Raw genomic sequence first — 12,747 nt, 5'->3', positions numbered from 1 at the left:
TATTATACTTATTGTAAATTTGATTGAAACGAGGAACTAATTATGAAATTAGCGATCGTGACAGATAGCACCGCTTATCTGAATGAACGCACACGTAACCACAAAGATTTGTTTGTGATCCCAATTCCAGTCATCATCGATGGCGAGCCTTTTGAAGAAGGGTTGGATATTGGTTACGAAGAGTTTTATCACAAGCTAAAAGATAGTAAAAATTTCCCTAAGACATCTCAACCTGTTTTAGGCGAAGTCTATGAATTGTATCGCTCGATCAAGGAACAAGGGTATGATACTGTAATCAGTATTCATTTATCTGAAGGTATCTCAGGTTTTGTTCGTACATTAACGGCGATCAAAGAAGATATTGAAGGATTAAACGTAATTCCCTATGATTCAAAAATCACAAGTGTCCCAATGGGGTATATGGTTGAAAAAGCACTAGAGATGAGCGATCAAGGCGCAACCTTAGAAGAAGTATTGACCGCAGTCGACGAAATTCGTGATACAACACATGCATACATCATTGTTGATGATCTAGATAACCTTGTTCGTGGAGGACGTCTAACCAACGGTGCAGCAATTATTGGCGGCTTATTAAAAATCAAACCTATCTTAACCTTTGAGACTGGTAAAATTGTTTTATTTGAAAAGATTCGTTCATTAAAAAAAGCGTTGCAACGGACCGAAGATATCATTGAAGAACATCGTCAAGAAAACAATGAAGAATTACGAATTTACGTGATACATGGAAATAATCCGGAGTTAGCGCAACAAGAAGTCGAAAAATTAAGTCAAAAATATCCGAATGCAACGATTGACGTTGGCACATTTGGTCCAGTTATCGGGACACATTTAGGTGATAAAGCCATTGCTTTAGGTGTAGCGAAGTAATCCTCAACTCACTAAGTTTCTTAGTGAGTTTTTGTTTGCAAAAAAATAGAGAATTTCGTATCCTTGCTTCATTAGTAATTTAGTAAATGACTAAATTAGTAAAGGTGATTGATTAAATAAGTAAATATAGGTAGGGAGGAACTTATTATGAAGATTCCGACAAATTTAAAACATAAACCGGTATTTTTAGTAGAAGACTATGACAAAATTGATGGACATCATGCTTGGAATAGCGATGCAAAAGGATTGACCCTGGGACTTGCCCAATGGAATGACCGAGGACAAGTCGATATTTCAGGAAAAGTTTGGCGTCATACAGGAGAGAAATGGTCGCGTCAGTCAGAAGAATTGCCAATCACTCGTATCCTTGATTTAGCGATCTTAGTGGCTCAATCAAGCATTTATCTCCAAGACGCGTATCGTTATGAAAAATTTTATGATCCAGAAAATCCAACTGTTGAGATCCTTGGTTTACAAGGCGGACGAATGACAGTAGAAGTAGATACCGAAAATCCTAAAATCGATGAAGACATTATTTTATTTAATGATACGATGAATAAGGATGGCGATTTAATCGCACAACGTTATCGGACATTAAAACGTCTATTAGACGAATTAGGATATTAGACGAAAGAGGGGATTAAGATGGATAAACCCTTTGTAGTAACGGGGGGACGTAGATTTACTAAAATAGAAGAGCAGATGATTTGGCAAAAGCCAACGAGCCATAAAACAAGTAAAGAAGAATTGAGAATCGCTGCTGAAATAAAAATGAATTGGCTAGATCCTGAAATGAAGGTGATGAATGTATTACTGGAAGGAGATGCTGGATCGGGGAAGACGCAATTAGCACGGGCACTGTCGGCAGATCTACAACTTCCTTATACTAAAGTCACTTGTTTTGCTGATATGGATAAAACAGATATCTTTGGAGCGTTGCTTCCAATTGTCAAAACAGATAATGAGGAAGACCATGAATTATTAGAAGCTATTTACCAAGCAGATTCTTTGCAGGCAGTACTTGGAGTAATCGAAAATCATTTTCAAATCGATGCCAATCAAGCAAAGATTCGCTTCCAACAATTAATCAAACGGATTGATCAAGAAGATGAGGCAACCACTGTAGAGTATAAGTTCTATCCTTCAGAAATCGTTCGGGCGATGCAAAAAGGTTATTTATTGGAAATACAGGAACCCACGGTCATTCGTGATGCATCGGTTTTAGTAGCACTAAATTCGGCTTTAGAACCAAATGGGCTACTAAATATACCGACAGGAATCATTCGTCGTCATCCTGATTGTGTTGTAATCGTAACAACGAATCGAAATTATCAAGGGAACCGTCCGCTAAATGAATCTTTACGCGATCGCATGCAACATGCAGAAAAAATGGATCTACCATCGGTTGATGTAATGATTGAACGAGCAATTGCTAAAACAACTTATGAAGATCGTGACTATCTTGAAGTAATGGCATTGATCATTCGCTTACTAGATGAGACAGCAAAAGTTAATGCCATCAAAGGTGTAGCAGGAATGCGTTCTTATTTCTTTTGGGTCAATAGCTTAAAGCAGGGTCAAGATCCTCTAGAGACGATCTTCCCTAAAGTCCTATATAAATTGACCACAGATGAAAATGAATTAAAGATTTTACAAGATGCATTAGAAGAAAGTCGTTTATTAACGAAGTTACAGCAATTAAAGAATCAGCAAAAAATGCAGCAAGGTCGGAAAATTAGCCAAGCAGAGGCTGATGACCGTAATATTTTCGAAGAGTCCGAAGAAGCTACTTTAGTGAGTGAACCGAATCAATCGATTTCAGAAGACGTGTCTGAAACGAACGAGCAACTAGCAGAAGAAGACCCAGTGAAAGAAACTACAAGAGGAGAGAATACAGCAATCGATGAAGCTGCTGAGCGTGGAGATGCGGAGGCTCAAAGTACATCTGCATCAATGGATGAGCAAGAAAAAGTTGGTTCAGCGATGTCTCTGGATGAAATGACTGAAATGGATAAAACCAAACGTAAAGAATTAAACCGAGAAATCCGAGCGACATTAAAAGAAACAATCCATGCAAAAGAAGGAACGATCTTGCATCGACCAACAATTGATGAGTCAGCTATTGCAGATGGTAAAAAATTGACTCAAATCGTTCAGCCCGAAGTAGCTAGTTTAAGCCGTGTGATCAATGACTTATTAGCTAAGGAAGTTAGTACTGATTATGCTACAGGTAAATATTACGGAGCTAAATTTAATCCTAGCCGTGTAGCGTATGGGGATTTAAGAAATTTTGACAAGAAAAATCCACCGAATGAACAGCCATCTTTAGCATTAGCGGTCCGTGTTGATGAATCAGGCTCGATGTTGAAAGAGGACCGAATTCAAAATGCGAAATTAGCAGCAGTAGCCTTAAGTCTTTTTGCCGAACAGACAAAGATTCCGTTAATGTTATATGGAGATTCTGCAGATCTTAGCCAACGAGAGAAAACATCGATTTATTCCTATAAAGAATTCGAGGATGGTTATGATTTCTTAGCAGCTAAAATATCCACCATGAAACCGCGGCAAAATAATCGTGATGGCGTCCCATTAAAATTATTGGCTGAAAAATTAAGTCAGCAAACTGCGGATACAAAAGTATTATTATCTATCAGTGATGGACAACCAAAAGCATTACCAGATTATACGGGGAGCAAAGCGCAAGCAGACATCCAACAAGTACTGGACGACTACGAACGCAAAGGAATTCTTTTTATCGCATGTGCAATTGGTGATGATAAAGATCAATTACGCTCTCTATACGGAGAAGGGCACTTTGTCGATATTTCAGATATCTCAAAATTGTCTGAACAACTTTTACAATTAATTGCTCGCTTTGTTTAAAGAACGTGCAAAAAAAGCCAGGCTTCATTAGCCTGGCTTTTTTCTATTTAATAAGTAGCACGAGGACCACCAATGTATTTAGGGCGACTACGTAATGCAGTAACATGTGCAGCACCTAACTCTTTGATCGAAGGGCGTACAGGAACTTGCACATATTTGACATGCATACCAATCGAAGTATCACCGATATCGATTCCGGCTTGGGCAACGATATGTTCGACTTCGACAGGATCAGTAAATTGTTCAAAAGCAGCCACAGAACATGATCCACCCGCGTGAAGCGCCGGTTTAACGGAAACGATTTCCCAATCTTTTCGATCAGCTAAATCACGTTCAACGACCACTGCACGATTGATATGCTCACAACCTTGGACTGCTAAGAAGATTCCTTTAGGATCAAGAATTGATTTTAATGTAGCTATCACCCATTGCCCAACTTCTTGGCTAGAATTTTTACCAATTGTTCCGCCAACGATTTCACTAGTTGTACATCCTAAAACAAATACATCTCCTTTTTTTAGTTTGGCAGCATGTAATACATCTTCGACAATCGTTGTTAAGTCTTTTTGCAATACTTCTTTTTCCATTCTTATGACTTCTTTCTATGATTTATTTATATTGTGGATGACGAATAACTTTTTGTAATGCTTGAAATAGTGGAATCGTTACGGCAATTCCAAAAAGATTTTGGATTCCATTGCCTGGCAGCGAAGCCAACCCAGCCGGCCAACCGAATAATAAAGCAGTTGCTAGTGCATAGCCGATAATCATAAATAAACTTGCCCCAACAAAACCAAGTATAAGTCCTTTTTTGTTTGGTATTCGATTGTACAAGTAACCTAAAATAAAGCCTTGGAATCCATGAATCATGATCGAAAAAATTGCCCATTCTGGATAACCAGAAATCAAATCGATCAATCCGCCGCTCATTGCACCGACTAAGAACCCGCCTCCAGGTCCAAAAAGTAGGGCAGAAGTATATATACCAACTTCACACAATGTAACGAAGCCTTTCGTTGCAGGGACCGGAATAATAAATAGAAGCGACAAGCTAACAGTTAAAGCGACCATCATAGCCAGTTTAGTCATATCTTTTGTTTTCATACTGATTCCTCCATTTATAAATTTTTACCGAACCAGACATTTCCTTCACCATTTTTTAGTTCTAGCCCGTTTTCAATTGCTTGATAAACAAATTCTTTACTTTTTTCAACGGAAAGTAGCAAAGAATTTCCTAGAACTAAATTAGAAGCAATTGCTGAGGCAAAACTGCAACCCGCACCATTGATCGTATTAGCAGCTAATTTCGGCTTCGTAAAGTAAGTAAATCGATGGCCATCATAAAATAAATCTGTAGCAAGATCACCCGAAAGGCGTTCACCACCTTTGATAACGACGGTTTTCGCTCCTAGTTCGATTATTTTACGGGCTGCAAGCTCCATATCTTTTTTGTCATGGATAAAGTGCTCGCTTAAAAGTTCAGCTTCTTTTAAATTCGGTGTAATAATCGTTGTAAAAGGGAATAACTTAATTAATTTTTCTCGATAATCTTTACTATACACGGTATTGGTCTCTTTAAAGGCCATTACAGGATCCAAAACTACGGGGCCGTTAAATGACTTAATAAACGCTTCAACGAACGCTACAGATTCTACATGATGGATCAAACCGATTTTTATTCCATCTAACGACAGATTATCCGAGAGTGTTTGAAGTTGATCTGCTAGTAAAAGCGGGGGGATATCATTGATTTCAAATTGATCATCCTTACAAATTGCAATACAAGTGATTGCAGTAGTGCCAAATAAGTGATGATTTTCAAAAGTTTTTAAATCCGATTGTAATCCACCACCGGCTAAGGTATCCGAACCAGCAATGGTCAAAATAGTTTTTGTCATAGCAAAACTCCTCATTATTGATCATAAAAAATAAATCTCTTACAACGTCATGATAATACTTATTATAATAGGCTTTCAAAAAAACAAAACAGCCAATTGGCTGTTTTGATGCTCATCCAATTAAAAGTGAAAAAGTTTGTTTAAAGAACAAAAATGAGTTAGCATATTACAAGAGAGGGGTTTTTAAGATGAAAATATTTATTGCCGGAGCAACTGGAAGAGTAGGCGAAGAATTGATTAAAGACCTAACGGAAAAAGGTCATTTTATTTATGCAGGTGCAAGAAGAGACAACGAGATTGCAGCAAATGAACAGGTAATGCCAGTTCACTTAGATTTACATGCCACAGTAGATGAACTAGCAGAAAAATTATCTGATTCAGAAGTTGTTTATTTCGTTGCTGGGTCTAGAGGAAAAGATCTATTACAAACTGATTTATACGGTGCGGTAAAATTAATGCAGGCTGCAGAACAAAAAGGAATCCATCGGTATATCCAGTTGAGTTCGTTGTTTGCTTTACAACCAGAAAAATGGGGAGAATCATTAACTGAATACAATATTTCAAAATATTTTTCAGATAATTGGTTAGTCAATAATACCAAGCTAGATTATACGATCTTACAGCCTGGAAGCTTAAAAGAAACGCCTGGAGATGGCAAAGTGACGACTAATATAAAGAGGCCCTATGAAAATTCTATCGAAAATGTAGCCTCAGTTTTAGCTGAAATACTCGAACATGAAAATACGATCAAAAAAGTCATTCTAATGAGTGACGGGGATCAAACAGTTTCAGAAGCGTTGCAAACAGTTTAATTTAAACACGACTCAAATTTTTGAGTCGTGTTTTTAGCTTGACGCCATCAAATCGCAAAAAAATTAAATTATTCCTTAGTCTTTCAGGAGGCTTAATGATAGAATGAGTAATGTCAAATAAGGTTTTGTGAGTAAGGAGTATCCACATGAACCACATCAAGTTTCAGCTTTTTCATGATTTTAGAATCGTAGAGGGAGTTCAAATGATCAAAAAAAGAAATATTGAAAAATACTACATAAAAGACCAGCATTTTCTTAAAGAAGAAGCGCGTAAAACGGCTGATAAAACATTTCCTGAATTTAATGAAGCACGGGATATTTACTTAAAGTTATTTAACGAAACCAAGCCTTCGTTTGCTGATCGTAACGATCGTGAAAAAATACTAAAAGTATACCAAGTCTTTAGTGCAATCGCATTATTCTGTTATACAATTTGGCTATTTAACAACGGGTATTTACAAGGATCAAGTGTCACCAATAATTTTTTATTGATTGCAGTAGTTATTAATGTCGGAATTTCCAGTTATTTCAATGAAAAAGTAACTGAGCGTATCCATAATCAAAAGATCCATGAACTTTTTAAAAACGATCAACCATCTTTAGTTAAATTAGCAAGAGTCGAAGAAATCAAACGAAATATTTTTCGAGCAGAACATAGAGGACTTTCTTTGGTGGAAGAGCGTCGAGAAAAGGAAGCTACTACCGCTAACAATAAAAAGAATTTCAGGCTACAGTTCCAAGAATTAGCAAAAAAAAAGCATGATAAAAATAAAGAATAGCGGAATACTTGAATTTTGAGTAATTGGCTATTTTTTATTTAGCTACTATTAAAATATTAATATCGCATATAAAATAATTAACCAAATTAACTTGCTTATAAAGGGGATACTCCGAATGGACCATTTGCTCACTCTAAGAAAGATACAGACTACCGATTATGATTTTTTGAAATCTATTTTACAGAATCAACCCTTAATGCTTTTAGGCTGGGGTAAAATTTATACGGATATTGAAGTCGTTCGATGGTACAATCGAGTTCAAAAAGAATACAACAGCAATGGCTATAGTTACTATATAGTTGAAAAAAAGCATTTAAATCAACCTGTAGGAATTGCAGGACTACTGAAAACGACCATTAATGAGCGAGAATACACGGAAATCGCTTACATTATAAAAAAAGAATTTCAAGGACATGGTTACGCAACTTTGATTAGCAAGCAACTTATTGATCTAGCGTTTAATAAATTTAAATTAACGCAAGTAATCGCTCAAAGTAATCCGAAAAATTTAGCATCTCAAAAAATTATCCAGAATATTGGTATGACTTATGAATTTTCATATTTACGACAGCAAAATAAGCAATACGTAAAACATTGGGTTTATTCAATTAAAGCTAGTTCAAACGCATCTAAAGATTAAGTGAATGTCGGCTAAAATTCTTTAGACCAAGACAATTATGAATAATTCAAAAAATTTAAACCAAAACGATAAATCAGTCTAAAAAAGTTAATAAAGCAAGCAAAGTAATGCTTAATAAGTAAAAACAGTTAAGCAGAACTGAAAAGCCAACTGAACTAAATACAGGTATTCATAAGGACTAAATTCTACTAATCTACTTTTATTAATGTATATTATGTAAACTAAAATATTTTAAAATAAATATCTGGCTAAAAAAGTACTAATTATCTAACTTATCCTTCAAATAAGCTTTATTTTCGAAGTTCGCTAATTGTTCGTTCTAACGACCAATTTCAACAAAATATTTCTATTTTCTAGAACTATTTAATTTTTTTCCAGGAATGAACTTTATCAAACAGTATTTTTTAAGCGACTTAGACATTATTTCTTATCTAATCGGGAAAATTAAATGATTTTGAATTCACTATGTATGAAAAATGTTCAGCACATTTAATATACTCAACGCTTAGTATCGATATACTTTATATAAAAAAAGAAACTCTACGAATTATTCGTAGAGTTTCTTTAAGTTACGCTTTTTTAAATAATCAACAAAGACTTGATTGCTTCTCTTTGGTCCATTGCTTCATAAGCTACTTGAACATTATCCAAAGTGAATTGTTTATTAAATACTTTTCCTGGGTTGATTTCACCTTTTAAGACAGCATTTAATAGTATTGCTTTATCATGTGTCGTTACAGCTGCAATCCCTCCGCGTAAACCGATGTTACGCCAAAATAACGCATTCGTATCTAACTCATCAATATGTGGAACACCAACTCGTCCAACTATAGCGCCAGGACGTCCAACTTTAACTGCCGTTTCAATTGATTCTTTTGTGCCTACACATTCTAAAACAGCATCTGCACCAGCTTCAGTTAGATCCATTATTTTTTGCACTGCAGCTTCTCCACGTTCTGCTACAATATCAGTTGCGCCAAATTCGATTGCTAATTTTTGTCGATCTTCATGCCGACTCATGGCAATAATTCTTTTTGCTCCTAATAATTTTGCTCCAATCACGCCACACAATCCTACCGCTCCGTCACCCATGACAACGACTGTTTCTCCAGCTTTGACTTCTGCGGTTTTTGCTGCATGAAATCCAGTAGCCATAACATCTGCTAACGTTTGCAGCGATTTTAACATCTCATCTGAATAGTCTTCGGGACTTCCTGGAATTTTTACTAAACCCCAGCTCGCACTCACATAACGTAAATATTCGGCTTGAAAACTACTTGACCCAGAAGCGTGGTTCAGACAATCGCCATCAAATCCTGCTTTACACGCTGTACAATGACCACAACCGTGGGTAAACGGTACAATGACAAAATCTCCAGCTTTGATATTTTTAACGTCTTTACTTACTTCTTCTACTACGCCGATCGCTTCATGACCTGCGGTGCTACCTTTTTCTTTTTCCGAAATTCCTCGGTACCACCATAAGTCAGATCCGCAAACGCTTGACCGAACAACACGAATAATCGCTTGGTCTTCTCCATTAATTTCAGGCTTATCGATATTTTCGATTTTCATTTTTCCAGGTTCAACAAAAATTGTCGCTTTCATAGTTAGTTCTCTCCTATCTTTTTGAATTATATGATTTTTTTAACTTCTTTACTCAATAAAATCCGTAGAGGCAGCTAACTTTGTTTGACTTTTAAAGTTTTCTAACCGTTTTTCTAATGTATCGATTGTTGATTTTAAAGCAATACTTCCTAAAACCATCCGCAACGGTGCCGGTTCGATTGCGACACTTTCGATAATTTTTGCGGCCATCTTTTCCGGATCGCCCGGCGCTAGTCCATTTTTTTGATCTAACATTGTTAAGAATTCATGTGCCGGATTCTTATTATACTCAGGCATTAATTGAGCTACTTGAGCAGATCCATAACGAAATTCTGTTCGAGCTCCACCAGGTTCAACGATCGTCATCCCAATATTAAACGGTACCACTTCTTGAGCAACCGCTTCGATAAATCCCTCGATTCCCCATTTCGTTGCGTGATACATTGAATTCCCAGCAAAAGCTACTTGGCCTCCATATGAAGACATTTGGATGATCCGACCTCCGCCTTGTTTTCTCATGTGAGGTAAAATCGAACGGATCATTTCAATTGAACCCGTTAGGTTGGTTGCAATGATATGATTGACTTCTTCTGCAGATAATTCTTCCGCGGCGCCAAACAAACCATAACCAGCATTGTTGATCAATACATCTACTTTGTCGACATGTTGATAGATATCTGCCACTAATTCATTGATGGCTTTTGTGTCTGTCACGTCCAAAAATCTTCTAAAAAAAGTATTTGGGTATTCTTCAATTAAAGATTGTACTTTTTTGTCATTTCGTACGGTACCGACAACTGTCTCACCTTTTGCTAATAGTTGTTTGGTCATTTCGTACCCAAATCCACTACTTACACCTGTAATTAAATATGTTTTTGACATGTTATTCCCTCCATTTTATGCATTCATTTGTTCGACAGCTAAATTGACACAAGCTAAAGCATTAAGGCTTCTTGGATAACCGATAAACGGTAATACCTGAGAGATAATTTTGATCAAATATTCTTTATCATTTCCTATCTGCATATTTATTTTTGAATGTGCAGTAAGTTGATTTTCACAACCGCCTTGAGCTAGCAAAAAACAAAAAGTAATCATTTCTCTTTCTTGATGTGTTAATCCGTTACGAGTATAGTAATCACCAAAGCAATTTTCCGTTAACCATCTATTGATATGTTGTGATTCCTTTGGTCCACTTGTAGCAAAATTTTTCATTTGTGGACCAACAAGAGCAGTTAAGATAGCGTTCCCTTTTTCTAAACGATCTTTAGTAGTAGTGGTGGCTTGTTCTGGAAGTGGTAAAGAAATACCTAGTGTTTCAAAAATCTGATTGATGGCTTTTAAAAATGGAAAGACCCTACCGATCCCCAGGTAAGCTGTACTTTGGTAAATAATTTCTTTTAGTTCGACTGGGGTCACACCAAAATTCATTGCTGCCGGTACCATGGCACGAAACTCATCGATACTTTGAGATCCCAGCAAAGTGGCTAAAATTGCGATAAATCGTGTTTTATCTTCTAAATCAATCGTATTAATCACTTCATCAAATGCAAAATTATCAAACCGTTCAATAAATTCTGGATCTGTGATTAAAAAATCAGAAGTATATCCTGGAAACATTTTCTCATGAAAATTTTCTGCATTTTTAGTTATGTTCATCTTGATTCCCCGTTTCTTTAACTGCTCTTTATATTGCTTAGTATAGATGTCCGAATAATTAGAAACAATTCGCCTTACTTATGACATGCATAAGATTTTCTAATACAAAAAAACCTATGATTGGATCAACCACAGGTTTTATTACTTTTATTAGCTTAATTGAAGAATTTATGGAGAACACGCGCGAACTCTTCCATGTAATAATTTGTACGTTTCTTTTTCCAAAAGGCACAATAATTACGAATCAAAGCTTCATCATTCTTTAACAGCGGTAAACGTTTAACCGATACCGGAGGACCAGTCAAAGTTCCAGCGATTTCGATTGGTAAAAAACCACGATTGCCAATAACCATAAGCCGTGCTTCTTCCAAACTTTCAGCAAACAGAAATGTTCCATTAAATCCCAGTGTGTTCCGATAAAAATCTTCTTCTAAAGGCTGTTGTTCCGTACTTGCTACTAAAATACAGGGGATATTTTTTAATGCTTCGATTTCAACTTTTTCTTTCTTGCTAAATGGATTTCTACTAGCTATTTCAATATACACTTTAGGCTGTATCAATTCATAATTGATATATTCAGCAGAAAATGCCCGTCGTTGATCACTTAAAATGACGTCTACCGTATTTTGTCGAAGTTCTTGATAAAGCTCTTCGTGGGTCCCATTAATAATATTAATCGAAACTTCTGGGTACGTCTCTGAAAATTCAGCAATGGCTTGATGCAATTCTTGGCCACTATATACGCGGAGATAGCCTAAATTAAGTTGTGTTTCACTATCTCCCCCTACACGTTTGGTTTCAGTGATTACAGCATCGATATCTGCTAATAATCGCTTCGCTTCTCTATAAAAATAATCGCCCGCCGGCGTGACAAAAAATTTGCGGTGTTGACGGTGCAATAATTCAACGCCTAATTCTTCTTCTAATAATCGAATTTGCTGAGAGATCGCTGACTGAGAGACAAATGACTCTTCTGCGGCCTCAGTGAAGCTATTCTTTTCGATCACAGACACAAAATAGTTCATTTGTTTAAAAAGCATATGCTCACCACTTATCGTTTTATACAGTAAGTAAAACAAAAAAAGCGCTACTTATCAAGCCAAGTTAAAATATGTCGTCGATCATGTGCTAAATAAATACCACTGTTTCAGTGACTTGAATCGTTGGATCTAATGATTGCATGACAGGGCAATTAGCTGGAATCAGTTTCAAACATCGAAGGGCTCTTTTGTGGTCAATTTCTGGTATGCTAGCAATAAATTTTATGTGGATTTCACTGATAGGTTCTGCCTTTTTTTGTTCACTGCGGCGATAACTAACTTCGATTTTAGAAATGTTTGCTTCGATTTTAGAATTTTCTAAGATCGAACTATAAACATAGCCACCACAAGCCGCGACTGAACTTACTAACATTTGAACAGGAGAATACCCTTTTTCCTTGGTTAAGATCCACTCACCTTTTTTCGTGTGCATTTCAAACTTATTTTTGTCTAGTTGATAAATTTCTAACATCTCTACTGCCATGTTTTTCGCCCCTTACAGAATATTCTGCTTCAACTTTGGCTTATTTCACTAAATTA

The 12,747-nt window shown here is 36.3% G+C and carries 14 protein-coding genes; 6 read left to right on the top strand and 8 right to left on the bottom strand.

Annotation, left to right across the window (positions count from 1 at the left end; genetic code table 11):
* The first annotated feature begins 42 nt into the window (after window positions 1-42).
* The 3 genes from RV04_RS02540 (at window position 43) to RV04_RS02530 (ending at window position 3,771) form a co-directional block, all read left to right on the top strand.
* The gene (locus tag RV04_RS02540) at window positions 43-888 is read left to right on the top strand and encodes a DegV family protein (protein WP_071856904.1); all 846 of its coding nucleotides are present in this window, start codon (window positions 43-45) and stop codon (window positions 886-888) included.
* Window positions 889-1,035: 147 nt separating this feature from the next.
* Window positions 1,036-1,515, top strand: coding sequence for a DUF6530 family protein (locus RV04_RS02535; protein ID WP_071856903.1), 480 nt, complete (start codon window positions 1,036-1,038; stop codon window positions 1,513-1,515).
* Window positions 1,516-1,533: 18 nt separating this feature from the next.
* A complete protein-coding gene (locus tag RV04_RS02530) occupies window positions 1,534-3,771 on the top strand; it encodes an AAA family ATPase (protein ID WP_071856902.1) in 2,238 nt (745 codons plus the stop codon).
* 47 nt (window positions 3,772-3,818) lie between these two features.
* Here the strand turns inward: RV04_RS02530 and RV04_RS02525 are convergent, their stop codons facing one another.
* From RV04_RS02525 to RV04_RS02515, 3 genes are read right to left on the bottom strand one after another with little or no spacing between them, the layout of a single operon-like run.
* The gene (locus RV04_RS02525) at window positions 3,819-4,358 is read right to left on the bottom strand and encodes a TIGR01440 family protein (protein ID WP_071856901.1); all 540 of its coding nucleotides are present in this window, start codon (window positions 4,356-4,358) and stop codon (window positions 3,819-3,821) included.
* A gap of 22 nt (window positions 4,359-4,380) precedes the next feature.
* On the bottom strand, window positions 4,381-4,875 hold the full coding sequence (locus RV04_RS02520; protein WP_071856900.1) for an ECF transporter S component: 495 nt from the start codon (window positions 4,873-4,875) through the stop codon (window positions 4,381-4,383).
* 14 nt (window positions 4,876-4,889) lie between these two features.
* Window positions 4,890-5,669, bottom strand: coding sequence for a bifunctional hydroxymethylpyrimidine kinase/phosphomethylpyrimidine kinase (locus tag RV04_RS02515; protein ID WP_071856899.1), 780 nt, complete (start codon window positions 5,667-5,669; stop codon window positions 4,890-4,892).
* A 188-nt stretch (window positions 5,670-5,857) separates the two neighbouring features.
* On the opposite strand from RV04_RS02515, the gene RV04_RS02510 reads away from it, so the two are divergent.
* The 3 genes from RV04_RS02510 (at window position 5,858) to RV04_RS02500 (ending at window position 7,900) form a co-directional block, all read left to right on the top strand.
* A complete protein-coding gene (locus RV04_RS02510; protein ID WP_071856898.1) occupies window positions 5,858-6,481 on the top strand; it encodes an NAD(P)H-binding protein in 624 nt (207 codons plus the stop codon).
* Between the two features lie 146 nt (window positions 6,482-6,627).
* Complete coding sequence (locus RV04_RS02505; protein ID WP_071856897.1) at window positions 6,628-7,260, top strand: hypothetical protein; 633 nt, start codon at window positions 6,628-6,630, stop codon at window positions 7,258-7,260.
* Window positions 7,261-7,375: 115 nt separating this feature from the next.
* Window positions 7,376-7,900: a GNAT family N-acetyltransferase gene (locus RV04_RS02500; protein WP_071856896.1), complete on the top strand. Its 525-nt coding sequence runs from the start codon at window positions 7,376-7,378 to the stop codon at window positions 7,898-7,900.
* A gap of 579 nt (window positions 7,901-8,479) precedes the next feature.
* Here the strand turns inward: RV04_RS02500 and RV04_RS02495 are convergent.
* The 5 genes from RV04_RS02495 to RV04_RS02475 form a co-directional block, all read right to left on the bottom strand.
* On the bottom strand, window positions 8,480-9,508 hold the full coding sequence (locus RV04_RS02495) for a zinc-dependent alcohol dehydrogenase family protein (RefSeq protein WP_071856895.1): 1,029 nt from the start codon (window positions 9,506-9,508) through the stop codon (window positions 8,480-8,482).
* Window positions 9,509-9,556: 48 nt separating this feature from the next.
* Window positions 9,557-10,390 (bottom strand): SDR family oxidoreductase, encoded by an 834-nt coding sequence (locus RV04_RS02490; protein ID WP_071856894.1) that lies wholly within the window; start codon window positions 10,388-10,390, stop codon window positions 9,557-9,559.
* A gap of 15 nt (window positions 10,391-10,405) precedes the next feature.
* Window positions 10,406-11,167: a carboxymuconolactone decarboxylase family protein gene (locus RV04_RS02485; protein WP_071856893.1), complete on the bottom strand. Its 762-nt coding sequence runs from the start codon at window positions 11,165-11,167 to the stop codon at window positions 10,406-10,408.
* Window positions 11,168-11,322: 155 nt separating this feature from the next.
* Window positions 11,323-12,207: a LysR family transcriptional regulator gene (locus tag RV04_RS02480; RefSeq protein WP_071856892.1), complete on the bottom strand. Its 885-nt coding sequence runs from the start codon at window positions 12,205-12,207 to the stop codon at window positions 11,323-11,325.
* A gap of 88 nt (window positions 12,208-12,295) precedes the next feature.
* Window positions 12,296-12,691 carry an OsmC family protein gene (locus tag RV04_RS02475; protein ID WP_071856891.1) on the bottom strand — a complete coding sequence of 132 codons (396 nt, stop codon included), beginning with the start codon at window positions 12,689-12,691 and terminating at the stop codon, window positions 12,296-12,298.
* Window positions 12,692-12,747: the final 56 nt, after the last annotated feature.

The sequence above is a fragment of the Enterococcus hermanniensis genome, assembly GCF_001885945.1.
In the GTDB taxonomy this organism is placed as follows: Bacteria; Bacillota; Bacilli; order Lactobacillales; family Enterococcaceae; genus Enterococcus_A; species Enterococcus_A hermanniensis.
The sequence above is the reverse complement of the archived record's forward strand: the minus strand, read 5'-3'. Positions and strand labels throughout refer to the sequence as shown.

Coding starts and splice junctions, on each gene's coding strand:
- RV04_RS02540 (WP_071856904.1), top strand. CDS start 43: ATGAAATTAGCGATCGTGACAGATAGCACCGCTTATCTGAATGAACGC.
- RV04_RS02535 (WP_071856903.1), top strand. CDS start 1,036: ATGAAGATTCCGACAAATTTAAAACATAAACCGGTATTTTTAGTAGAA.
- RV04_RS02530 (WP_071856902.1), top strand. CDS start 1,534: ATGGATAAACCCTTTGTAGTAACGGGGGGACGTAGATTTACTAAAATA.
- RV04_RS02525 (WP_071856901.1), bottom strand. CDS start 4,358: ATGGAAAAAGAAGTATTGCAAAAAGACTTAACAACGATTGTCGAAGAT.
- RV04_RS02520 (WP_071856900.1), bottom strand. CDS start 4,875: ATGAAAACAAAAGATATGACTAAACTGGCTATGATGGTCGCTTTAACT.
- RV04_RS02515 (WP_071856899.1), bottom strand. CDS start 5,669: ATGACAAAAACTATTTTGACCATTGCTGGTTCGGATACCTTAGCCGGT.
- RV04_RS02510 (WP_071856898.1), top strand. CDS start 5,858: ATGAAAATATTTATTGCCGGAGCAACTGGAAGAGTAGGCGAAGAATTG.
- RV04_RS02505 (WP_071856897.1), top strand. CDS start 6,628: ATGAACCACATCAAGTTTCAGCTTTTTCATGATTTTAGAATCGTAGAG.
- RV04_RS02500 (WP_071856896.1), top strand. CDS start 7,376: ATGGACCATTTGCTCACTCTAAGAAAGATACAGACTACCGATTATGAT.
- RV04_RS02495 (WP_071856895.1), bottom strand. CDS start 9,508: ATGAAAGCGACAATTTTTGTTGAACCTGGAAAAATGAAAATCGAAAAT.
- RV04_RS02490 (WP_071856894.1), bottom strand. CDS start 10,390: ATGTCAAAAACATATTTAATTACAGGTGTAAGTAGTGGATTTGGGTAC.
- RV04_RS02485 (WP_071856893.1), bottom strand. CDS start 11,167: ATGAACATAACTAAAAATGCAGAAAATTTTCATGAGAAAATGTTTCCA.
- RV04_RS02480 (WP_071856892.1), bottom strand. CDS start 12,207: ATGCTTTTTAAACAAATGAACTATTTTGTGTCTGTGATCGAAAAGAAT.
- RV04_RS02475 (WP_071856891.1), bottom strand. CDS start 12,691: ATGGCAGTAGAGATGTTAGAAATTTATCAACTAGACAAAAATAAGTTT.